Raw genomic sequence first — 19,631 nt, 5'->3', positions numbered from 1 at the left:
AGCGATGCCATGTTTCTTGGCCGATGAAGGCCACAGGGCTAACGCTCATGGGCCTAGAGTTGCAGAGTGCTATGAAATCAGTAGCGTCTGGCGCAGATGGCGCTTGGGCTGGAGTGCTATTTCATTAAAAAACCCCGCGGCCTTTGCAGGCGGCGGGGTTTCGGGGCCAGCCGGGGAGGGCTTAGCGCTGGTTCAGAGGCTTGACGTCACGCTTGACGGAACCGGTGAACAACTGGCGTGGGCGGCCGATCTTGTACTCGGAGTCACTGATCATTTCGTTCAGCTGGGCAATCCAGCCCACGGTACGGGCCAAAGCGAAGATACCGGTGAACAGGTTCACAGGGATGCCGATAGCGCGCTGCACGATACCGGAGTAGAAGTCCACGTTGGGGTAGAGCTTGCGCTGGACGAAGTAGTCGTCTTCCAGTGCAATTTTCTCGAGTTCCTTGGCGAGCTTGAACAGGGGGTCGTTCTGCAAGCCGAGGGCTTCCAGCACTTCGTTGCAGGTTTCCTGCATGAGCTTGGCGCGGGGGTCGTAGTTCTTGTAAACGCGGTGACCGAAGCCCATGAGCTTGACGCCGGAGTTTTTGTCCTTGACCTGTTCCATGAACTGACCGACCTTGGACACACCGCCTTGGCGCTGAATGTCTTCCAGCATGTTCAGGCAGGCTTCGTTCGCGCCGCCGTGTGCCGGGCCCCACAAGCAGGCCACGCCGGCTGCAATCGCTGCAAACGGGTTGGTGCCGGAAGAACCGCACAGGCGTACGGTGGAGGTCGAAGCGTTTTGCTCGTGGTCAGCGTGCAGGATGAAGATGCGGTCCATCGCACGTTCGATCACGGGGTTGACCTTGTACTCTTCGCACGGTGTGCCGAACATCATGCGCAGGAAGTTGCCGGAGTAGCTCAGGTCGTTCTGCGGGTACATGAAGGGCTGACCCACGCCGTACTTGTAGGCCATAGCGACCAGCGTTGGCATTTTGGCGATCAGACGGATCGCAGAAATATCGCGGTGCTCAGGATTGTTGATGTCGGTGCTGTCGTGATAGAACGCAGACAGAGCGCCCACCAAGCCGGTCAACACGGCCATAGGGTGCGCGTCGCGGCGGAAGCCACGCAGGAAGAACTGCATCTGCTCGTTGACCATGGTGTGGTTGGTCACGAGTTTGTGGAAATCCACGCGCTCGGTAGCGTTGGGCAGTTCGCCCTTCAGCAACAGGTGGCAAGTGTCGAGGTAGTCGACGTTGGTGGCCAACTGCTCAATGGGGTAGCCGCGGTACAGCAGTTCGCCCTTGTCGCCGTCGATGTAAGTGATACCGGATTGGCAGGATGCTGTGGAGAGAAAACCGGGGTCATAAGTGAACATGCCGGTCTGGGCGTAAAGCTTGCGGATGTCGATCACATCCGGTCCGATGTTGCCCTGGTACACGGGCATTTCCACGCTAGGACTGCCGTTACTGAACGACAGGGTGGCTTTGTTATCAGCTAGTTTCATCTTTCGCCTTTCAGAGAGGTTCTCTCAACATTTTCAAAACTTCATGGACATCCGCACGGTCGAGTGCAGCGTCCACTTGTGACAGCGTTTTTCGTGCCAGGTGTACATCGAGCAGGTCGTTGTCGCTCAGGTCCATGAGCGCAGACAGGGCGTCGGCATGGCGGACCGTCAAGGTCTCGCTGTGCCGGCGAAAAAAGCGCTCGATGAACAAGTCGTTCTCCAGCAGGCCACGCCGGCAACGCCATTGCAGCTTGCTGAGACCCCGCTCATCGATTTTTTCTTCAGTCATGCGCGTGTACCGTGGTCTGCGTTAAACAGCACGCAGGACCATCATTTCCTTGATCTTGCCGATGGCTTTGGTGGGATTCAATCCCTTAGGACAGACGTCAACACAGTTCATGATGGTGTGGCAGCGGAACAAACGGTAAGGATCTTCCAAGTTGTCCAGACGTTCGCCGGTGGCTTGGTCGCGGCTGTCCGCAATGAAGCGGTAGGCCTGCAGCAAGCCGGCAGGGCCGACGAACTTATCGGGGTTCCACCAGAAGCTCGGGCAGCTAGTGGAGCAGCTGGCGCACAAGATGCACTCGTACAGGCCGTTGAGCTCTTCGCGCTCTTCGGGCGACTGCAGGCGCTCTTTTTCAGGCGGCACGGTGTCATTGATCAAGTAAGGCTTGATCGAGTTGTACTGCTTGAAGAACTGGGTCATGTCGACGATCAGGTCGCGAATGACTGGCAGGCCCGGCAGTGGCTTGAGCACAATCTTGCCCGGCAGCGTCAACATGTTGGTCAGGCAAGCCAGACCGTTTTTGCCATTGATGTTCATGGCGTCAGAGCCGCAAACACCTTCGCGGCAGGAGCGGCGGAAGGAGATGGTCGGGTCGATGGCCTTGAGCTTCATCAGGGCGTCCAACAACATGCGTTCGGAACCATCAAGTTCGACCTCGATGTCCTGCATGTAAGGCTTGGCGTCCTTGTCCGGATCGTAGCGGTAGATGGAGAAAGTGCGTTTGGTCATGATCTGGATCTCGCTTTAGAACGTACGAACCTTGAGTGGCACGGAGTCCACAGTCAAAGGCTTCATCTGCACGGGCTTGTAGGACAAGCGGTTGCCTTCGCTGTACCACAGCGTGTGCTTGTGCCACTCTTTGTCGTTACGGCCATTGGGGTTCTCAGCTGTATCGCCATAGTCGTCCACCGTGTGGGCGCCGCGGCTCTCGTGGCGCGCGGCAGCGGACACGATGGTGGCTTGGGCAGCTTCGATCAGGTTTTCTACTTCCAGCGCTTCGATGCGCGCGGTGTTGAAGACCTTGGACTTGTCTTTGAGGTTGATGGCATTGACGCGCTCGCGCAGTGCAGCGATCTTGACCACACCTTCGTCCATGCTCTTCTGGGTGCGGAACACGCCGGCGTGTTGCTGCATAGAGGCGCGCATGTCATTGGCAACGTCTTGAGCGTACTCGCCGCTCTTGGCGTTGTCCAGACGGGACACGCGCTCCAGCGTGCGGTCTGCAGCGTCTTTGGGCAGAGGCTTGTGCTCTTTGCTGCCTTTGATGTAGTTGACGATGTGGTTGCCAGCCGCGCGGCCGAACACCAGCAAGTCCAACAGGGAGTTGGTGCCCAAGCGGTTCGCACCGTGTACCGACACGCAGGAGCATTCGCCCACAGCGTAGAGGCCGTTCACCACCTGGTTGTGGACGTCGCCATTCTGGATGACGACTTGGCCGTTCACGTTGGTGGGGATTCCGCCCATCTGGTAATGAATGGTCGGCACCACGGGGATAGGCTCTTTGGTGATGTCCACGTTGGCGAAGTTCACGCCGATTTCGTACACCGATGGCAGGCGCTTGTGGATGGTTTCAGCACCCAAGTGGTCCAGCTTCAAGAGCACGTAATCCTTGTTAGGGCCGCAGCCACGGCCTTCCTTGATTTCCTGGTCCATGGAGCGGGACACGAAGTCGCGCGGTGCCAAGTCTTTCAAGGTGGGCGCATAGCGCTCCATGAAGCGTTCGCCATTGCTGTTGAGCAAAATGGCACCTTCGCCACGGCAGCCTTCAGTCAGCAGCACGCCGGCACCGGCCACGCCGGTGGGGTGGAACTGCCAGAACTCCATGTCTTCCAGCGGGATGCCAGCGCGCGCTGCCATGCCCAAGCCGTCGCCGGTGTTGATGAAGGCGTTGGTGGAAGCGGCAAAAATGCGGCCTGCGCCACCGGTGGCCAGCAAAGTGGTCTTGGCTTCCAGAATGTGGATGTCGCCGGTTTCCATTTCCAGTGCGGTCACGCCGACCACGTCGCCTTCAGCGTCGCGGATCAGGTCGAGCGCCATCCACTCCACGAAGAAACTGGTTTTCGCTGCTACGTTCTGCTGGTACAGCGTGTGCAACATGGCGTGGCCTGTGCGGTCGGCTGCCGCGCAAGCACGCTCCACAGCCTTCTCGCCGTAATTGGCGGTGTGGCCGCCGAAGGGGCGCTGGTAAATGGTGCCATCTGGGTTGCGGTCGAACGGCATGCCCATGTGCTCCAGGTCGTACACGACCTTGGGGGCTTCCCGGCACATGAACTCGATAGCGTCTTGGTCGCCGAGCCAGTCGGAGCCCTTGACGGTGTCGTAGAAGTGGTAGTGCCAGTTGTCGTCGTTCATGTTGCCCAAGGAGGCGCCGATCCCGCCTTGCGCTGCCACAGTGTGCGAGCGGGTGGGGAACACTTTGGACAACACAGCCACGTTCAAACCGGCGCGGGCCAGTTGGAGAGATGCGCGCATGCCGGAGCCGCCGGCTCCCACGATGACGACGTCGAATTTACGTTTAGAAACGGAGTAAGACATGAATTAGTGCCTGTTGGAGGGGATCAAAGACGCCACAGAACCTGGATAGCCCAGCCGGCGCAGCCAACCAGCCAAACGATGGAGAAGACTTGCAAAGACAAGCGGATGGAGACCGGTTTGACGTAGTCCATCCAGATGTCGCGCACGCCCACCCACACGTGGTAGAGCATGGCAACGATGACCGCGAAGGTCAAAAACTTCATCCATTGCGAGGAAAAAATGCCGGCCCACTTGTCGTAACCGATGGGGCCTTTGGAAAAAATCACTTGCGCCAGTACGACCAGGGTGAACAGCGCCATCAACACAGCGGTGACGCGCTGTGCTAACCAGTCACGCAGGCCGTAGTGCGCGCCAACGACGACGCGTTTGGATCCGTAATTTACTGCCATGAGGTGGTTCCTTTTTTAGTTGTAGGTTAGTAAACGCCAAAGAGCTTGAGCGCGAGAGCCAAGGTCAATACGCTGCCCAGGCTCAGGGTCACGATCGCCGAGCTGCGACCGAATTCCTTGCTGACGGCGTGGTTGACGTCCATCCACAAGTGGCGCATTCCGGCGATGAAGTGGTGCAGGTAAGCCCAGATGATGGCCAGTGCCACGAGCTTGACGAACCAGCCGGGGATAAAGCCCACCCCGATGCTGAATACGCTGGTGAATTTGGCAAACGAAATTTCGGAAGAAACCGAGGTGTCGAACATCCAGATGATGAAGGGCATCAAGATGAACATGATGGCGCCACTAATGCGGTGCAGGATGGAAACCCAGCCGGCAGGCGGTAGGCGGTAGGTGGGAAGGTCACTCAGCGCGTTGATGTTGCGGAATTCGGGCCGCGCGCGCTTGGAGGTGGAGGTGAGCTCAGTCATGGATGGGCTTTCTTGGTTGTAACGTGTTTGTAATTCTGGAAATTGCAGGCCAAAATTCTATTGCACCGCACCAATCTGACATTGGACTTGCATGGTGCAATGCATCAATTTAGCGCATTTCGATAGTAGTGTGTGTCGGTCAAGTACAAGCCCCGACGGAGCTCCATGGGTAAATCGTTGTAGGTATAAGCAATGCGCTCCACGCTCAGCAATGGTGCATAGGCACCGATGTGTAGCAACTCCCGTTGTTCGGGGTCGGGGAGTACGGCCTTGATCTTTTCTTCTGCCCGCACCATGCGAACGCCGAATTCCGTTTCAAAAAGTGCGTACATCGCGCCGTCGTAGTTGTTCAAGCGCTCCGCCGTCAGCCCTTTGAAAGGCCCGCCGGGGAGCCAAAGATCTTCCAAAATAGTGGGAATGCCGGCAAAAGACAAAACCCGGCGCACTTGGAGCACCGCGTCTCCGGCCCGCAGCGAGAGGGCGCGGGCTACATCCGCCGCAGCGCGGGTGCGCTTGCAATCGATGATGCGTCGGGCCGCCGGACCTTCATGGGTGTGCTCGCCACCTTCGGGGACGAGACGCAAAAAACGGTACTGGGTGTGGCGCTCGGCGTGCGTTGCGACAAAAGTTCCTTTGCCCTGGCGGCGGACCACCAGGTTTTCTGCCGCCAGTTCGTCAATGGCTTTGCGCACGGTGCCTTGGCTCACCCGGTAGCGGGTGGCCAGCTCTTGTTCGCTGGGGATGGCGGTGCTGGGTTTCCACTCGCCGCTCTGCAAGCTTTGAAGAATGAGTGCTTTGATCTGCTGGTAGAGCGGGCTGAAGGCCGGTGTGCCCGCTGGCAAGCCCTGATCGGCAGTTGCGCCAGTGGCACTGTCGTTCAAAAGGGGGATGTTTGCGGGCATGATGAGGGCGTAAATGTCAGCTGCGAGTCAGACTCAAAAAGTGCCTAATCATATCTTATATAAGACATAAGACAAATTGACTGCGCATTAAATTCGAGGGTAAACTCGGAGGCATTCTGCAGCGCAGCAAGGCATGTTGCGGGCGCTGCGCAGTCACCGTTTTCTCAACACTTCCTGGAGTTTTACCATGAGCAAGAAACCCGTCCGCGTTGCCGTTACAGGCGCAGCAGGTCAAATCGGTTACGCCCTTCTGTTTCGCATCGCCTCCGGCGAAATGTTGGGCAAAGACCAGCCCGTCATCTTGCAACTGCTCGAAATCCCTGACGAAAAGGCTCAGAACGCGCTCAAAGGCGTGATCATGGAACTGGAAGACTGCGCATTCCCCCTGTTGGTGGGTATCGAAGCGCACTCTGACCCCATGACTGCCTTCAAGGACACCGATTACGCACTGTTGGTCGGCTCCCGTCCCCGTGGCCCCGGTATGGAGCGTGCAGAGTTGCTCGCCATCAACGGCGCCATCTTTACGACCCAAGGCAAGGCCCTGAACGCCGTGGCTTCCCGCGACGTGCGCGTGCTGGTGGTGGGCAACCCTGCCAACACCAACGCCTACATCGCCATGAAGGCCGCTCCTGATCTGCCAGCCAAGAACTTCACCGCCATGCTGCGCCTGGACCACAACCGCGCTGCCAGCCAATTAGCTGCCAAGACCGGTAAGGCCGTGGCTGACATCGAAAACTTGGCCGTGTGGGGCAACCACTCTCCCACCATGTACGCTGACTACCGTTTCGCCACCATCGGCGGCCAGTCGGTCAAAGACATGATCAACGACGAAACCTGGAACCGCGAAACATTCCTGCCCACCGTGGGCAAGCGTGGCGCAGCCATCATCGCCGCCCGTGGTTTGTCTTCTGCAGCATCTGCTGCCAACGCAGCGATCGACCACATGCGCGATTGGGCACTGGGCACCAACGGCAAGTGGGTCACCATGGGCATTCCATCCGGTGGCGAATACGGCATCCCCAAGGAAGTCATGTTCGGTTACCCCGTAACTTGCGCTAACGGCGAATACAAAATCGTTGAAGGCCTGGAAATTGACGCATTCTCCCAAGAGTGCATCAACAAGACCTTGGCTGAGCTCCAGGGCGAACAAGACGGCGTGAAGCACCTGCTGTAATCCTTGGCCCACGCACCGGCACCCACCGTGAAGCATCCTCGCGACATCCTTTTAGGTGCGCAGGGTGCTGCCGGCATATTGCCGGTGTGTGACCATTACAGCGGGGTGGAACCCCGCATGGTCAAAAGCCTGCAACTGCAGGCAGATATGACCTTGGAGTTTGGTGCCTGTGTCTTCGACGTCACCTTGGACTGCGAAGACGGGGCACCGGTTGGGGGCGAGTTTGACCATGCAAATATGGTTGTAGCCCTCGCCAATGTTGCGCAAGCAGCTCCTGATTTGATAGCAGCGGGCCTGTCTCGCCGTGTGGGTGCCCGCTTGCATGCGGTGGATCACCCGGCTTTTTTGCAAGACGTCCAAACCGTGGTGGGCGGTGCAGCAAAGGCACTGAGCTACGTGATGCTTCCCAAAGTGGAGTCCGTGGCGGATCTCGATGTGGCGGCAAGCGCCATCGACGCTCTAGGGGCTGCGGCCCGCGCCTTGCCACTGCATGTGCTGATTGAATCTCCGGCGGCGGTTCACCGGGTGTTTGACATCGCTGCCCATCCACGGGTGCAGTCAGTCAGCTTCGGGTTGATGGACTTTGTGTCCAGCCACGGCGGTGCAATTCCTGCAGCAGCCATGGGGGTGCGTGCAGCGTCGGATGCAGAGACTCTGGATCAGTTTCACCATCCTTTGGTGGTGCGTGCCAAAGCCGAAATCGCCAGCGCGTGCCACGCCTTTGGCAAAGTGCCGTCACATTGTGTGGTGACCGAGTTCAAAGACGTGTCCGCCCTGATTCGCTCGGCGCGATTTGCTTCCCGCGCTTTGGGTTACACCCGGATGTGGAGCATCCATCCGGATCAAATCCGTCCCATCGTGCAGGCTTTCGCCCCCGAACAGCGTGAGGTTGAACAGGCTGCCCGCATCTTGGAGGCCGCAGCCGGTGCAGATTGGGGTCCGGTGTCTGTGGGCGGTGTGCTGCACGACCGGGCGAGTTACCGGTTTTTTTGGCAAGTGCTGGAGCGTGCACACGCTACCGGCGTCGCTTTACCAGACACAGTGGCGGGCTTTTTTGCGTCCGCAGTCTCCCTGGAGGTGCAGTGATGGTCTTCCAACGAGTTTTGACCGCGGTGTGTGCTTTTGTCCTGGCGCTATTTGCGGGCGCAGCAGCAGCCAACACTGCCGGGAGTGGGGTGCCGGTGAAGCGAGCGCAAACCCCGGTCGCGGCAAAGTCGCCGGTCAATGCGCAGAACTTGCCACCCGCGTTGACTGACGCGCAATTGGACTTGGCAGGTCGGGTCACTACCGGGCATGTGCCTTGCGAGTTGGCTCAGCGGGTGTCTGTCCAACCCCACCCTACATGGCCCGGACATTTTGATGTTCAGGCTGGTGCGCAAAAGTTTGTGATGCAGCCGGTGGTGACCACCACCGGTGCTATCCGCTTGGAAGACACCAAGCGCGGCGCCGTGTGGCTGCAGTTGTCCAACAAGTCGATGTTAATGGACCAACGCCAGGGGCGCCGTCTCGCAGACGCCTGCATGAGCCCAGCGCAGCAGGCGGTTGCTTTGGCAATGGAGCGGGATCCAGCGCCCGGTTTGTTGGAGTCGGTTGCTGCTAAATAGATAGCGTCTAGCGCTTTACCTGTAAGGGCTAGATTGAGTTTTTGTTGTTTTTCTGAAGGAGAGTGAAGATGTTGCAAGCTTACCGAGACCATGTAGCTGAACGCGCTGCGTTGGGCATTCCCCCCTTGCCGTTGTCTGCCAAACAGACTGGTGAACTGATCGAGTTGCTCAAGTCGCCTCCTGCTGGCGAAGAAGCAACTTTGGTGGAGCTGATTACCCACCGCGTTCCTGCCGGTGTGGATGACGCCGCCAAAGTCAAAGCCAGCTACCTGGCTGCCGTGGCCCATGGCACTGAAAAATGCGCCTTGATCTCCCGCGCACGCGCCACTGAGCTGCTGGGCACCATGCTGGGCGGCTACAACATCAGCCCCATGGTTGATTTGCTGGACGACGCTGCTGTGGCTGCTGAAGCCGCTGAAGGCCTGAAAAAGACCTTGCTGATGTTTGATCAGTTCCACGACGTTAAAGAAAAGGCCGACAAGGGCAACACATTCGCCAAGGCCGTGCTGCAAAGCTGGGCCGATGCCGAGTGGTTCACCAGCCGCCCTGAAGTGCCGAAAAGCATTACCGTGACTATTTTGAAAGTCACCGGCGAAACCAACACGGACGATCTGTCTCCCGCGCCTGACGCATGGAGCCGCCCCGACATTCCGTTGCACGCCTTGGCCATGCTCAAGAACAAGCGCGACGGCATCACCCCCGAGGAAGATGGCAAGCGCGGTCCGGTCAAGTTCATTGAAGACCTGCGCGCCCGTGGCAACCTCGTGGCCTACGTGGGCGACGTGGTGGGCACCGGCTCCAGCCGCAAGTCTGCGACCAACTCCGTGCTGTGGTTCACCGGTGAAGACATTCCCTATGTGCCGAACAAGCGTTTCGGTGGCGTGTGCCTAGGCACCAAGATCGCTCCTATCTTTTACAACACCATGGAAGATGCCGGCGCTCTGCCCATCGAGCTGGATGTGAATGCCATGAACATGGGCGACGTGGTCGAGCTGCGCCCCTACGAAGGCAAAGCCTTGAAGGACGGCCAGGTCATCTCTGAATTCACCGTCAAGAGCGAAGTCTTGTTTGACGAAGTGCGTGCCGGTGGCCGTATTCCCCTGATCATCGGTCGTGGCCTCACCGCCAAGGCTCGTGAAGCGCTGGGATTGAAGCCTTCCACCCTGTTCCGCCTGCCGCAGAACCCGGTTGACACCAAGAAGGGTTTCAGCCTGGCGCAGAAGATGGTCGGCCGCGCTTGCGGTCTCCCCGAAGGCGAGGGCGTGCGCCCCGGTACTTACTGCGAACCCAAGATGACCTCGGTCGGCTCGCAAGACACCACCGGCCCGATGACCCGCGACGAGCTGAAAGACCTAGCTTGCCTGGGCTTCTCGGCCGACTTGGTGATGCAGTCTTTCTGCCACACCGCGGCTTACCCCAAGCCCGTGGACGTGAAGATGCACCACGAACTGCCTGACTTCATCAGCACCCGTGGCGGCGTGTCCTTGCGCCCCGGTGACGGTGTGATTCACTCTTGGCTCAACCGCATGTTGTTGCCTGATACCGTGGGCACCGGTGGCGACAGCCACACCCGTTTCCCTATCGGTATCAGCTTCCCCGCAGGTTCCGGTTTGGTCGCGTTTGCTGCCGCGACTGGCGTGATGCCATTGGACATGCCAGAGTCGGTGTTGGTGCGCTTCAAGGGCAAGATGCAGAACGGCGTGACCTTGCGTGACCTGGTGAATGCGATTCCTTTGTACGCCATCAAGGCAGGTTTGCTGACCGTGGAGAAGAAGGGCAAGAAAAACATTTTCTCCGGCCGTATTCTCGAAATCGAAGGTCTGCCGGATCTGAAGGTTGAGCAAGCGTTTGAGTTGTCCGATGCCTCTGCCGAGCGCTCCGCTGCGGGTTGCACTGTGCACCTGAACAAAGAGCCGATCATGGAGTACGTCACCAGCAACATCACCATGATGAAGTGGATGATTGCCAATGGCTACGCCGATGCGCGCACTTTGGGTCGTCGTATTGCCGCCCAGGAAGCCTGGCTCCAGAACCCTGAGTTGCTCAAGGGCGACGCCGATGCAGACTACGCAGCGGTCATCGAAATCGACCTGGCCGACATCCATGAGCCTATCGTGGCCTGCCCTAACGATCCGGACGATGTGAAGACATTGGCTGAAGTTGCCGGCGCCAAGATCGATGAAGTGTTCATCGGCTCCTGCATGACCAACATCGGTCACTTCCGTGCAGCGTCGAAGCTGATGGAAGGCAAGCGCGATATTCCGGTCAAGCTGTGGATTGCACCACCCACCAAGATGGACGCCAAGCAGCTGAGCGACGAAGGCCACTACGGTGTGCTGGGTGGCGCGGGTGCCCGCATGGAAATGCCGGGCTGTAGCCTGTGCATGGGTAACCAGGCGCAGGTGAAAGAGGGCGCTACGGTGTTCTCTACGTCTACTCGTAACTTCCCCAACCGCTTGGGCAAGAACAGCAATGTGTACCTCGGCTCAGCTGAGTTGGCGGCTATCTGCTCTAAGCTGGGTCGTATTCCTACCAAGGAAGAGTACCTGGCCGACATGGGCGTGTTGACTGCCGCTAGCGACAAGGTGTACCAGTACCTGAACTTTGACAAGATCAGCGACTACACCGAGTCCGCAGCGACAGTGAAGTAAGCGATCTATCGCTTAATGGCCCTTGCGGGCCCTTGAAGCCCCGTCGGCTCTGCCCGCGGGGCTTTTCATTTGCGGCTGCCCGATAATTTAAAGATGCAAATTCTGACCCAGATACCTCTTTCCGCCCAAACAATTCTCTTGTTAGTGGCCAGCAATATCTTTATGACCTTTGCGTGGTACGGGCACTTAAAAAGTCTCGCCACGGCGCCTTGGTACACCGCTGCGATGGTGAGTTGGGGTATCGCTTTGTTTGAATATTTATTGCAGGTGCCCGCGAACCGCATCGGGTTTCAGCAAGCGGGCTTCAGCATCGCCCAACTCAAAATCATGCAAGAGGTGATCACGCTGGCGGTGTTTTTGCCCTTCGCCATGATTTACCTGAAGCAGCCCTTCAAGCTGGACTTCGTTTGGGCTGGCCTGTGCATGGTGGGTGCGGTGTACTTCATTTTCCGGACTCCGTGAGCGTGATAACCCCCTGAAACTCGCAGGGCCATAGGCGGTTAAACTCGCAGGCGTTCATAAATCAGTCATCCGACTGTCATATTCAGCCGTTAGGAGTCCCGCATGTTTTTTGGAAAGTTGTTGCCTCGTGAAGGCAATTTTTTTGAGATGTTCAATCAGCATGCGGATCGCATCGTGGAGGCCGCCCAAGCCTTTTCGCGGCTCGTGGCCAACTACAGCGACGCTGATCTTCGCGCGAAATACAACCAGGAAGTAGATGACGCCGAACGCGCTGCAGACCGTGTGACGCATGAGGTGAACAAGGCGATTCACATCACCTTCATCACCCCCATTGACCGGGAGCAGATCCACTCCTTGATCAACACCATGGACGACGTGGCGGATCTGATTCAAGACTCCGCAGAAACGATGGCACTGTACGACGTGCGCGTCATGACCGAAGAGATCGTTCGATTGACCGACCTCAGCGTGAAATGCTGCGAGCGCCTGCGTGACGCGGTGAAGCTACTGGCCGATATCGCTGACCATGCTACGGCCGAGGCAGCGCTCAAAACCTGCGAAGAGATTGACCGGCTGGAGTCCGATGCCGACCGGGTCATGCGCACTGCCATGAGCAAATTGTTCCGCGAGCAGGAAGATGTCCGTGAACTGATCAAGCTCAAAGCCATCTATGAGTTGCTGGAAACCATTACCGACAAGTGTGAAGACGTTGCCAATGTGATCGAGGGCATCATCCTCGAGAACTCTTGATCTTCAGCACAGGTTCATAACGATGGAACAAGTCCAGACAGCCCTTTGGGTAGTGGCTCTGTTGGTGGCACTCGCCTTGGCGTTCGATTTCATGAATGGTTTTCATGATGCCGCGAACTCTATTGCGACCGTGGTTTCTACAGGGGTACTCAAGCCCGGTCAGGCGGTGCTTTTTGCCGCTTTTTTTAACTTCATTGCGATCTTTATTTTTCACCTGAGTGTCGCGGCCACCGTAGGCAAAGGCATTGTGCAGCCGGGGGTGGTGGATACCCATGTGGTGTTCGGCGCCCTGGTTGGGGCTATCACCTGGAACGTCATCACCTGGTATTACGGTATTCCGAGTAGTTCTTCGCACGCCCTGATTGGTGGCATTGTCGGAGCGGTGATCGCCAAGGCGGGTGCCGGTGCCTTGATTTCTGCGGGCATCATGAAAACTGTCGCCTTCATCTTTGTCTCCCCCTTGCTCGGCTTCACATTGGGGTCGGTGATGATGGTGCTTGTGGCGTGGACCTTCAGGCGTATGCGCCCCTCAAGGATTGACAAGTGGTTCCGTCGCTTGCAGCTGGTCAGTGCTGGTGCCTACAGCTTGGGTCACGGTGGCAACGATGCCCAGAAAACCATCGGCATCATCTGGATGATGCTGATCGCAACGGGCTACGTGCTCCCCACCGACACAGCGCCGCCGACCTGGACCATCGTGTCCTGCTACGTGGCGATCGGTGCCGGCACGATGTTCGGGGGCTGGCGAATTGTGCGGACCATGGGCCAGAAGATCACCAAGCTGAAGCCCGTGGGTGGCTTTTGTGCGGAAACTGGCGGTGCTTTGACCTTGTTCCTGGCCACTGCTTTGGGTGTGCCCGTTTCTACGACCCACACAATCACTGGCGCTATTGTGGGGGTCGGTTCCACAAAACGTGCCAGCGCCGTGCGTTGGGGCGTAGCAGGCAACATCGTGTGGGCGTGGGTCCTGACTATTCCTGCGGCTGCATTTGTGGCGGCCATTGCCTACTGGGTCAGTCTGCAGATTTTTTGATAGTTTCTAGGGTGGTCTCGCTCTGAGCGGTCTGCATTTGGTACTCAAACGAGCGCTGAATGCCGAATGCCAGAGTGGCCATCAGCACCGTGGTTCCGAGCCCTAGCGCTGCTACCAGGCCGGCTACGGTCAGCCAGTGCGTGTTGCCCTGTGCTGCTTCCGGGCTTGCAGGGTTAAATTCCTGATTCCACTTCTCCGGACTCTTGAGTCCGTAGACGATGGCGTTCAACGCGCAGGCTGCCAAGGTGAGCCCCAGCAGGGGCATCAGCAGCCAACTCACCTGGTCATCCACTCCGAAATGGCGCGCACGCCAGACGCCATAGCTGCCCAGCAGGGTCGGCAACGGTAGCAGTTTGGCCCAGACGTCATAGCGCCCGAGGTACAAGCGGTGCAAGCCCAAACACCCCACCAGAAGAGTTAACCACACAGCCAAGGTTTTGCTCTTCATGGGGCGATGTCCACTGGTGGTGTGGAGTGTCCGGCGCCTATGCTTTTTTCCATGAGCACAATGTCCAGCCAACGCTCAAATTTCCAGCCGCAGGCCTCAATCACGCCCGCATGCCGGTAGCCACAGCGGGTGTGCACGCCGATGGATCCCAGATTCGCAGAGTCGCCGATCACCGCAATCAGCTTGCGAACGCCACAGCGCTCCGCCTGCGCCATGAGTTCGGTCAGCAACAGGGTGCCCAAACCTTTGCCATGAGCCTCAGGGGCAAGGTAAATGGAATCCTCTGCTGAAAACCGGTAGGCAGGCCGCGGCTTAAACCAATTGCAATAGGCAAAGCCGATGACCTTGCCATCCACCTCCGCCACCAAGTAGGGGAGTGCTTTGGACAGCACATCTGCACGGCGCCCCTTCATATCGTCTTCAGTGGGAGGCGTGGTTTCAAAAGTCCCGGTCCCCGTCAACACATGGTGGGCGTAAATAGCGGTAATTGCAGGGATGTCAGATTCGATGCTGGGGCGGATTTGGGTCATGGTACGGAAAACGTTATAATGGAAGGCTATTCAGAGTGTCACTGGCCGGGTGGTCAGTTGCGTGTCTCAAGCTCTGAGTTCAAGGCTGAATTCTCTCAGCTACCCAAAGGATAAATCATGGTCGTCATTCGACTCGCTCGTGGTGGTGCTAAAGCCCGCCCGTTTTTCAATATTGTTGTTGCTGACAAGCGCACCCGCCGCGACGGTCGCTTCATCGAGCGTATCGGGTTCTACAACCCCATCGCCAAGGGCAATGAAGAGAGCATCCGTATCGCTCAAGACCGTTTGACCTACTGGAAGGGCGTTGGCGCTCAAGCTTCTCCTACCGTAGAGCGTCTGATCAACCAAGCTGCTAAAAAAGCCGCTTAATGATCCATCCGGCGCCGCGCTGCAAAGCAGAGCGCCGGTAGATACCTCCTATGACTATGCTCCCTGGACTCGAAGTAGCCGAATTGCCGGCAGATGCGATTGAGGTCGGGCGGATTGCAGACGCATGGGGTATCAAAGGCTGGTTCAAGGTGCTGCCTTACAGTGCAAATCCTGAAGCGTTATTCGCGGCCCGCCAGTGGTTTTTATTGCCGACTGAAAAAGGTCCGCAACCGTTTGTTGGCGCTGCCAGCATGGCGGTCAAAGAATCCAAAGTCCATTCTGATTCGGTGGTGGCTTGCGCCTCAGGCGTGAATGACCGGACCGATGCAGAGGCCTTGAAAGGCTCCCGGATTTTTATCTCCCGTGCCGTGTTTCCTGCGGCAGCCGTCGATGAGTTTTACTGGGTCGATTTGATCGGCCTGCAGGTTATCAACCGCGAGCAGGAGAACTTGGGGACTGTGAAAGAGCTGCTCTCTACAGGACCCCAGACGGTGTTGGTCATCGATGCCGTTCAAGACGGTAAGCCCATCGAGCGCATGATTCCGTTTGTATCTGCTTACGTCGATGATGTAAGCCTGCCGACCAAAACGATCCGCGTGGACTGGCAACTGGACTACTGAGGCGCTTGAAGTGCGCTTCGACGTCATCACTCTTTTCCCTGAGCTGTTTGCCCCGTTACTGACGGCGGGAATCACCCGCCGAGCTTATGAAAGCGGGTCGGTAGAGGTCCATCTGCACAACCCCCGCGACTTTGCACAGGGCAACTACCGCAGGGTGGACGACCGGCCTTTCGGCGGTGGTCCCGGCATGGTGATGCTGGCGGAGCCCTTGGAAGCCACGCTGGCGCATATTCGTCAGCAGCGCTCCGATCAGGCGCCTGTGGTTTTGTTTTCTCCCATCGGTTCGCCCTTGAATCACGAGGGCGTCGAAGCCTGGTCGCAAAGCCCGGGTGCCATTCTCTTGTGCGGGCGCTACGAGGGCATCGATCAGCGCTTTATCGATCGCTATGTGGAGCAGCAAATCAGTTTGGGCGACTTTGTTTTGTCCGGCGGAGAGATTGCCGCCATGGCCCTGTTGGATGCAGTGGCGCGCTTGCAGCCCGGCGTGCTGACTGATGCGCAGAGCCACCATCAAGATAGTTTCAATCCTGCATTGGATGGCCTTCTGGATTGCCCTCATTACACCCGTCCGGAAGAGTGGTCTGGCGAGCGCGTGCCGGAAGTATTGCTTTCCGGTCATCATGCTCGCATTGAGGTCTGGCGTCGTCAGCAAAGCCTGGCGATCACGGCTGCAAGCCGGCCCGATCTGATTGAAAAGGCGCGTAGCAATGGGCTGATGACGGCAGCGGATGAGCGCTACCTCAAGACTCAAAACTGAACTTGCTATAATAGAGGGCTAACCGATCCTCTGCCCGGCCAGGCATCCAACCCTCGGGTTGGTGTGTTGGCACCAATTCCGGTGCCGGCGCGTGCAAGATCACGAAGGAAACTATGAGCAACATTATCCAAGCGCTCGAGCAGGAAGAAATCGCCCGCCTCGGCAAGACAATCCCTGAATTCGCCCCCGGTGACACCGTCATCGTGAGCGTGAACGTGGTTGAAGGTACACGCAAGCGCGTACAGGCCTACGAAGGCGTTGTGATCGCTAAGCGTAACCGTGGTTTGAACAGCGGCTTCATCGTGCGCAAGATCTCCAGCGGTGAAGGCGTGGAACGTACATTCCAAACCTACTCCCCTTTGATCGCCAGCATTGAAGTCAAGCGTCGCGGCGATGTTCGTCGCGCCAAGCTGTACTACCTTCGTGACCGTAGCGGCAAGTCTGCACGTATCAAGGAAAAACTGCCAGCGAAGAAGACAGCAGCGTAATTCGCAGCTATTTCTTCATGAGAGCCGCCCCGGTGACAAGCTGTGGCGGCTTTTTTCATATCTGCGCCCCATGACTACCCGAGCCAAGCTACCTGCTTCCTTTGACCCGCGCGTCGTCCCGGTTACAGGGGTAGATACCCACCTGCCGCCGGTCGGGTCGGCTAGCTTGACACCGCATGCCCTGCGCGAACGCTTTCGCAGCTCCGTGGCATGGGAGCCTGAGTTGCGTGCTGAGAGTGCTTTCTCAGAGCGTGCACCGTCACACGCGTCTGTCCTCATCCCTTTGGTAATGAGAGATGTGCCCACGGTGTTGCTCACTCAGCGCACGGCCCATTTGTCGAGCCACTCCGGGCAAATCGCCTTTCCCGGGGGGAAGGTAGACGACACCGATGTCGATGCGGTGGCCACGGCACTGCGCGAGGCCGAGGAGGAGGTGGGCCTCGACCCCCGCTATGCAGAAGTGCTGGGCACTTTCCCGCACTACACCACAGGCAGTGCTTTTATCGTGACACCTGTGATTGCGTTGATCTCACCTCAGGCGGTGTTTCAGCCCAATCCCGATGAAGTCGCCCATGTGTTTGAAGTGCCATTGGCTTTCCTCATGGATCCGGCGAACCACCGGCGTCACCGGCTTGAGTGGGAGGGGGTTCGCAGAGAGTGGTATTCCATGCCCTTCAGCAGCCCGCAAGCGGAGTGGTTTATCTGGGGTGCCACTGCTGGAATGCTGCGCAATCTCTACCGCTTTCTGCAAGCTTGAAAGACCTCCGCTCTGGGTATGATTGACCTATGAGTTTTATCTCCATCCTGCTGGCACTTTTGCTGGAGCAAGCCAAGCCCTTGCCACAAGTCAACCCTGTCCATAACGCAGTGCGGAACTGGGTGCGCTGGGTCATTAAGAATTTCGATGCCGGGGCCTCCAGTCACGCATGGCTGACCTGGATTCTGGCGGCAGCAGGACCTGCCCTCATTGTTTTGGCGATCCATTGGGCTTTGGTGTGGCAGTGGGGTTGGTTGGCAGCTGCTGTGTGGAATGTGCTGGTGTTGTATGCAACCCTCGGATTCCGTCAGTTCAGCCACCATTTCACCCAGATCCGCGACGCCCTGTTGGCCGGAGACGAGCTTGCGGCGCGAGCTGCCTTGGCGCGATGGCAGCGGATCGATGCCACTGAGCTGCCGCGCAGTGAAATTGTGCGCCATGTCATCGAGCATTCGGTGCTGAGCGCCCACCGCCATGTGTTCGGTGTGTTCGTCTGGTATTCCCTATTGGCGGCTTTCGGTCTCGGACCTGCTGGCGCGGTCTTCTACCGGGTGAGCGAGTACTTGGCGCTGCTGGCCAAAAGGGCGCAGCGCCCCGAGTTGCCGCCTGTCAGCGACGCGGTACGCGGGCAGGCATTGCGGGCGTGGGAGTGGGTGGACTGGCTGCCGGCTCGCGTGACCGCCTTGAGTTTTGCGTTCGTCGGCAGCTTTGAAGATGCGGTGGACAGCTGGCGCCGTCACGCAGCTGCCCACCCCTTGGACAATGATGGTGTAGTGCTCTCGGCAACGGCCGGCGCGGTGAATGTGCGGTTGGGGGAGGAGGGCATCACCCAAGGCCTGACACCGGAGCCCGCCCACCTCAGCGCAGTTGTTGGGCTGGTGTGGCGCACCGTGGTAATGTGGATGGTGTTTTTGGCTTTGCTGTCTTTGGCGCGCTTGATCGGATGAGTCTCTCAGCCCCGCGGGGCTGCCGGAGAGTACCGCTTAGTAGCGGGTCAACGATAGCTCTGCAAACAAATCGCTATAAATTTTATAGCGGTTAGCGCTTATCCCACCTGGGCTCGTGCCCTCTTTGATCCTTGAGAGTACCCCGCAGCCGGGCTCATGCAGGTGGCTGCAGTTGTAGAACTTGCAGTTGCCGGCGTGTGCTTTGATGTCGGGCATCAGGCCCGCCAAGTGCATGGGGTCGATGTGGTTCAACCCGAACTCCTGGAACCCCGGCGAGTCAATCACCGCAGCAGTTTTGGCCTCGTCGACCCAGTACAGGCTGGTGCTGGTGGTCGTGTGTTTGCCCGAATTCAGCGCCGTAGAAATCTCATTGGTGAGTACATCAGCATCGGGCAACAGCCGGTTGATCAGCGTACTTTTGCCGGAGCCTGACGGACCGAGCACTAGCGTGGTCTTGCCCTGCATGAGCTCTAGCAAGATGTCGAGCTCCGTGGCTTCCAAGCCTTCGGCTTTGGGTTTGAGTGCCAGCGGTACGAGGGTGTAGCCCATGTCGCGGTAGATGCTGAGGCGCTCCCAGGCGCGGCCGAAAGGGGCGGCCAAGTCGCTTTTGTTCAGCGCGATGATGGGTTTGATGCGCTCCGCCTCGGCCGCGATCAAGGCGCGTGAAAGCTGGCTTTCCGAGAACTCCGGCTCTGCGGCAATCAGTATCAGCACCTGGTCGAGGTTGGCCGCAAACGACTTGGTGCGGATTTCGTCTTGACGATAAAACAGGTTGCGCCGCGGGAGGACTTTTTCAATGGTTCCCTCGTCTTGGGTCGCCTGCCATAGCACCTGGTCGCCGACGACGGTGACGCTTTTTTTACCGCGCGGGTGGCAGATCAGGCGCCGACCGTCGGGCGTTTCTACCCATACATGGCGTCCGTGTCCGGCTACGACAAGGCCGGGTTCGAGGCCGGGGCGGTTCAAG

At 58.3% G+C, this 19,631-nt stretch carries 23 protein-coding genes; 13 read left to right on the top strand and 10 right to left on the bottom strand.

Annotated elements, in window-relative coordinates:
• Positions 1-181: 181 nt before the first annotated feature.
• From QZW03_RS05160 to QZW03_RS05130, 7 genes are all read right to left on the bottom strand, one after another.
• Positions 182-1,492, bottom strand: coding sequence for a citrate synthase (locus QZW03_RS05160; protein ID WP_296508895.1), 1,311 nt, complete (start codon positions 1,490-1,492; stop codon positions 182-184).
• Between the two features lie 10 nt (positions 1,493-1,502).
• Complete coding sequence (locus tag QZW03_RS05155; protein ID WP_296508894.1) at positions 1,503-1,781, bottom strand: succinate dehydrogenase assembly factor 2; 279 nt, start codon at positions 1,779-1,781, stop codon at positions 1,503-1,505.
• A gap of 21 nt (positions 1,782-1,802) precedes the next feature.
• Positions 1,803-2,507: a succinate dehydrogenase iron-sulfur subunit gene (locus QZW03_RS05150; protein WP_296508893.1), complete on the bottom strand. Its 705-nt coding sequence runs from the start codon at positions 2,505-2,507 to the stop codon at positions 1,803-1,805.
• A gap of 15 nt (positions 2,508-2,522) precedes the next feature.
• Positions 2,523-4,313 (bottom strand): succinate dehydrogenase flavoprotein subunit, encoded by a 1,791-nt coding sequence (gene sdhA / locus QZW03_RS05145; RefSeq protein WP_296508892.1) that lies wholly within the window; start codon positions 4,311-4,313, stop codon positions 2,523-2,525.
• A gap of 23 nt (positions 4,314-4,336) precedes the next feature.
• Positions 4,337-4,702: a succinate dehydrogenase, hydrophobic membrane anchor protein gene (sdhD, locus tag QZW03_RS05140; protein WP_296508891.1), complete on the bottom strand. Its 366-nt coding sequence runs from the start codon at positions 4,700-4,702 to the stop codon at positions 4,337-4,339.
• Between the two features lie 26 nt (positions 4,703-4,728).
• On the bottom strand, positions 4,729-5,172 hold the full coding sequence (gene sdhC, locus QZW03_RS05135) for a succinate dehydrogenase, cytochrome b556 subunit (RefSeq protein ID WP_296508890.1): 444 nt from the start codon (positions 5,170-5,172) through the stop codon (positions 4,729-4,731).
• A 104-nt stretch (positions 5,173-5,276) separates the two neighbouring features.
• Positions 5,277-6,074, bottom strand: coding sequence for a GntR family transcriptional regulator (locus QZW03_RS05130; RefSeq protein ID WP_296508889.1), 798 nt, complete (start codon positions 6,072-6,074; stop codon positions 5,277-5,279).
• A gap of 187 nt (positions 6,075-6,261) precedes the next feature.
• Here QZW03_RS05130 and QZW03_RS05125 point away from each other — a divergent pair, with 187 nt between their 5' ends.
• The 7 genes from QZW03_RS05125 (at position 6,262) to QZW03_RS05095 (ending at position 13,748) form a co-directional block, all read left to right on the top strand.
• A complete protein-coding gene (locus tag QZW03_RS05125; RefSeq protein ID WP_296508888.1) occupies positions 6,262-7,248 on the top strand; it encodes a malate dehydrogenase in 987 nt (328 codons plus the stop codon).
• 27 nt (positions 7,249-7,275) lie between these two features.
• On the top strand, positions 7,276-8,334 hold the full coding sequence (locus QZW03_RS05120; RefSeq protein WP_296508887.1) for a CoA ester lyase: 1,059 nt from the start codon (positions 7,276-7,278) through the stop codon (positions 8,332-8,334).
• Positions 8,334-8,852, top strand: coding sequence for a hypothetical protein (locus QZW03_RS05115; RefSeq protein ID WP_296508886.1), 519 nt, complete (start codon positions 8,334-8,336; stop codon positions 8,850-8,852). Before QZW03_RS05120 ends, QZW03_RS05115 begins: the two co-directional genes overlap by 1 nt.
• A 68-nt stretch (positions 8,853-8,920) precedes the next feature.
• Positions 8,921-11,503: a bifunctional aconitate hydratase 2/2-methylisocitrate dehydratase gene (gene acnB / locus QZW03_RS05110; RefSeq protein WP_296508885.1), complete on the top strand. Its 2,583-nt coding sequence runs from the start codon at positions 8,921-8,923 to the stop codon at positions 11,501-11,503.
• Between the two features lie 93 nt (positions 11,504-11,596).
• Positions 11,597-11,965, top strand: coding sequence for a DMT family protein (locus QZW03_RS05105; protein WP_296508884.1), 369 nt, complete (start codon positions 11,597-11,599; stop codon positions 11,963-11,965).
• 102 nt (positions 11,966-12,067) lie between these two features.
• Positions 12,068-12,715, top strand: coding sequence for a DUF47 domain-containing protein (locus QZW03_RS05100; protein ID WP_296508883.1), 648 nt, complete (start codon positions 12,068-12,070; stop codon positions 12,713-12,715).
• A 22-nt stretch (positions 12,716-12,737) separates the two neighbouring features.
• Positions 12,738-13,748, top strand: a complete 1,011-nt coding sequence (locus QZW03_RS05095) for an inorganic phosphate transporter (RefSeq protein WP_296508882.1) — start codon at positions 12,738-12,740, stop codon at positions 13,746-13,748.
• On the opposite strand, the gene QZW03_RS05090 is transcribed toward QZW03_RS05095, so the two are convergent.
• Together QZW03_RS05090 and QZW03_RS05085 are read right to left on the bottom strand one after the other, a co-directional pair.
• Positions 13,729-14,196 (bottom strand): TM2 domain-containing protein, encoded by a 468-nt coding sequence (locus QZW03_RS05090; protein WP_296508881.1) that lies wholly within the window; start codon positions 14,194-14,196, stop codon positions 13,729-13,731. The two genes, QZW03_RS05095 and QZW03_RS05090, sit on opposite strands and share 20 nt — an antisense overlap.
• On the bottom strand, positions 14,193-14,726 hold the full coding sequence (locus QZW03_RS05085; RefSeq protein ID WP_296508880.1) for a GNAT family N-acetyltransferase: 534 nt from the start codon (positions 14,724-14,726) through the stop codon (positions 14,193-14,195). The genes QZW03_RS05090 and QZW03_RS05085 overlap by 4 nt, the downstream gene beginning before the upstream one ends.
• 117 nt (positions 14,727-14,843) lie before the next feature.
• On the opposite strand from QZW03_RS05085, the gene rpsP reads away from it, so the two are divergent.
• From rpsP to QZW03_RS05055, 6 genes are all read left to right on the top strand, one after another.
• The gene (gene rpsP / locus QZW03_RS05080; RefSeq protein WP_296508879.1) at positions 14,844-15,095 is read left to right on the top strand and encodes a 30S ribosomal protein S16; all 252 of its coding nucleotides are present in this window, start codon (positions 14,844-14,846) and stop codon (positions 15,093-15,095) included.
• Positions 15,096-15,145: 50 nt separating this feature from the next.
• Positions 15,146-15,715, top strand: coding sequence for a ribosome maturation factor RimM (gene rimM / locus QZW03_RS05075; RefSeq protein ID WP_296508878.1), 570 nt, complete (start codon positions 15,146-15,148; stop codon positions 15,713-15,715).
• Between the two features lie 10 nt (positions 15,716-15,725).
• On the top strand, positions 15,726-16,472 hold the full coding sequence (trmD, locus tag QZW03_RS05070) for a tRNA (guanosine(37)-N1)-methyltransferase TrmD (RefSeq protein WP_296508877.1): 747 nt from the start codon (positions 15,726-15,728) through the stop codon (positions 16,470-16,472).
• 113 nt (positions 16,473-16,585) lie between these two features.
• Positions 16,586-16,960 carry a 50S ribosomal protein L19 gene (gene rplS / locus QZW03_RS05065; protein ID WP_296508876.1) on the top strand — a complete coding sequence of 125 codons (375 nt, stop codon included), beginning with the start codon at positions 16,586-16,588 and terminating at the stop codon, positions 16,958-16,960.
• A gap of 70 nt (positions 16,961-17,030) precedes the next feature.
• Positions 17,031-17,717, top strand: coding sequence for a CoA pyrophosphatase (locus QZW03_RS05060; RefSeq protein WP_296508875.1), 687 nt, complete (start codon positions 17,031-17,033; stop codon positions 17,715-17,717).
• 29 nt (positions 17,718-17,746) lie between these two features.
• On the top strand, positions 17,747-18,664 hold the full coding sequence (locus QZW03_RS05055) for a cobalamin biosynthesis protein (protein ID WP_296508874.1): 918 nt from the start codon (positions 17,747-17,749) through the stop codon (positions 18,662-18,664).
• Between the two features lie 36 nt (positions 18,665-18,700).
• Here the strand turns inward: QZW03_RS05055 and rsgA are convergent, their stop codons facing one another.
• Complete coding sequence (rsgA, locus tag QZW03_RS05050; protein WP_296508873.1) at positions 18,701-19,630, bottom strand: ribosome small subunit-dependent GTPase A; 930 nt, start codon at positions 19,628-19,630, stop codon at positions 18,701-18,703.
• Position 19,631 lies beyond the last annotated feature (1 nt).

The organism is Rhodoferax sp., assembly GCF_013297935.1.
GTDB lineage: Bacteria > Pseudomonadota > Gammaproteobacteria > Burkholderiales > Burkholderiaceae_C > Allorhodoferax.
The sequence above is the reverse complement of the archived record's forward strand: the minus strand, read 5'-3'. Positions and strand labels throughout refer to the sequence as shown.

What these genes read in the sequence shown, in the direction of transcription:
- QZW03_RS05095 (WP_296508882.1), top strand. Translation starts at nt 12,738, where the DNA reads ATGGAACAAGTCCAGACAGCCCTTTGGGTAGTGGCTCTGTTGGTGGCA.
- QZW03_RS05060 (WP_296508875.1), top strand. Translation starts at nt 17,031, where the DNA reads ATGACTACCCGAGCCAAGCTACCTGCTTCCTTTGACCCGCGCGTCGTC.
- QZW03_RS05090 (WP_296508881.1), bottom strand. Translation starts at nt 14,196, where the DNA reads ATGAAGAGCAAAACCTTGGCTGTGTGGTTAACTCTTCTGGTGGGGTGT.
- QZW03_RS05130 (WP_296508889.1), bottom strand. Translation starts at nt 6,074, where the DNA reads ATGCCCGCAAACATCCCCCTTTTGAACGACAGTGCCACTGGCGCAACT.
- rpsP (WP_296508879.1), top strand. Translation starts at nt 14,844, where the DNA reads ATGGTCGTCATTCGACTCGCTCGTGGTGGTGCTAAAGCCCGCCCGTTT.
- rplS (WP_296508876.1), top strand. Translation starts at nt 16,586, where the DNA reads ATGAGCAACATTATCCAAGCGCTCGAGCAGGAAGAAATCGCCCGCCTC.
- QZW03_RS05125 (WP_296508888.1), top strand. Translation starts at nt 6,262, where the DNA reads ATGAGCAAGAAACCCGTCCGCGTTGCCGTTACAGGCGCAGCAGGTCAA.
- QZW03_RS05055 (WP_296508874.1), top strand. Translation starts at nt 17,747, where the DNA reads ATGAGTTTTATCTCCATCCTGCTGGCACTTTTGCTGGAGCAAGCCAAG.
- QZW03_RS05105 (WP_296508884.1), top strand. Translation starts at nt 11,597, where the DNA reads ATGCAAATTCTGACCCAGATACCTCTTTCCGCCCAAACAATTCTCTTG.
- QZW03_RS05100 (WP_296508883.1), top strand. Translation starts at nt 12,068, where the DNA reads ATGTTTTTTGGAAAGTTGTTGCCTCGTGAAGGCAATTTTTTTGAGATG.
- sdhC (WP_296508890.1), bottom strand. Translation starts at nt 5,172, where the DNA reads ATGACTGAGCTCACCTCCACCTCCAAGCGCGCGCGGCCCGAATTCCGC.
- sdhA (WP_296508892.1), bottom strand. Translation starts at nt 4,313, where the DNA reads ATGTCTTACTCCGTTTCTAAACGTAAATTCGACGTCGTCATCGTGGGA.
- QZW03_RS05150 (WP_296508893.1), bottom strand. Translation starts at nt 2,507, where the DNA reads ATGACCAAACGCACTTTCTCCATCTACCGCTACGATCCGGACAAGGAC.
- QZW03_RS05115 (WP_296508886.1), top strand. Translation starts at nt 8,334, where the DNA reads ATGGTCTTCCAACGAGTTTTGACCGCGGTGTGTGCTTTTGTCCTGGCG.
- rimM (WP_296508878.1), top strand. Translation starts at nt 15,146, where the DNA reads ATGACTATGCTCCCTGGACTCGAAGTAGCCGAATTGCCGGCAGATGCG.
- QZW03_RS05085 (WP_296508880.1), bottom strand. Translation starts at nt 14,726, where the DNA reads ATGACCCAAATCCGCCCCAGCATCGAATCTGACATCCCTGCAATTACC.
- acnB (WP_296508885.1), top strand. Translation starts at nt 8,921, where the DNA reads ATGTTGCAAGCTTACCGAGACCATGTAGCTGAACGCGCTGCGTTGGGC.
- QZW03_RS05160 (WP_296508895.1), bottom strand. Translation starts at nt 1,492, where the DNA reads ATGAAACTAGCTGATAACAAAGCCACCCTGTCGTTCAGTAACGGCAGT.
- sdhD (WP_296508891.1), bottom strand. Translation starts at nt 4,702, where the DNA reads ATGGCAGTAAATTACGGATCCAAACGCGTCGTCGTTGGCGCGCACTAC.
- QZW03_RS05155 (WP_296508894.1), bottom strand. Translation starts at nt 1,781, where the DNA reads ATGACTGAAGAAAAAATCGATGAGCGGGGTCTCAGCAAGCTGCAATGG.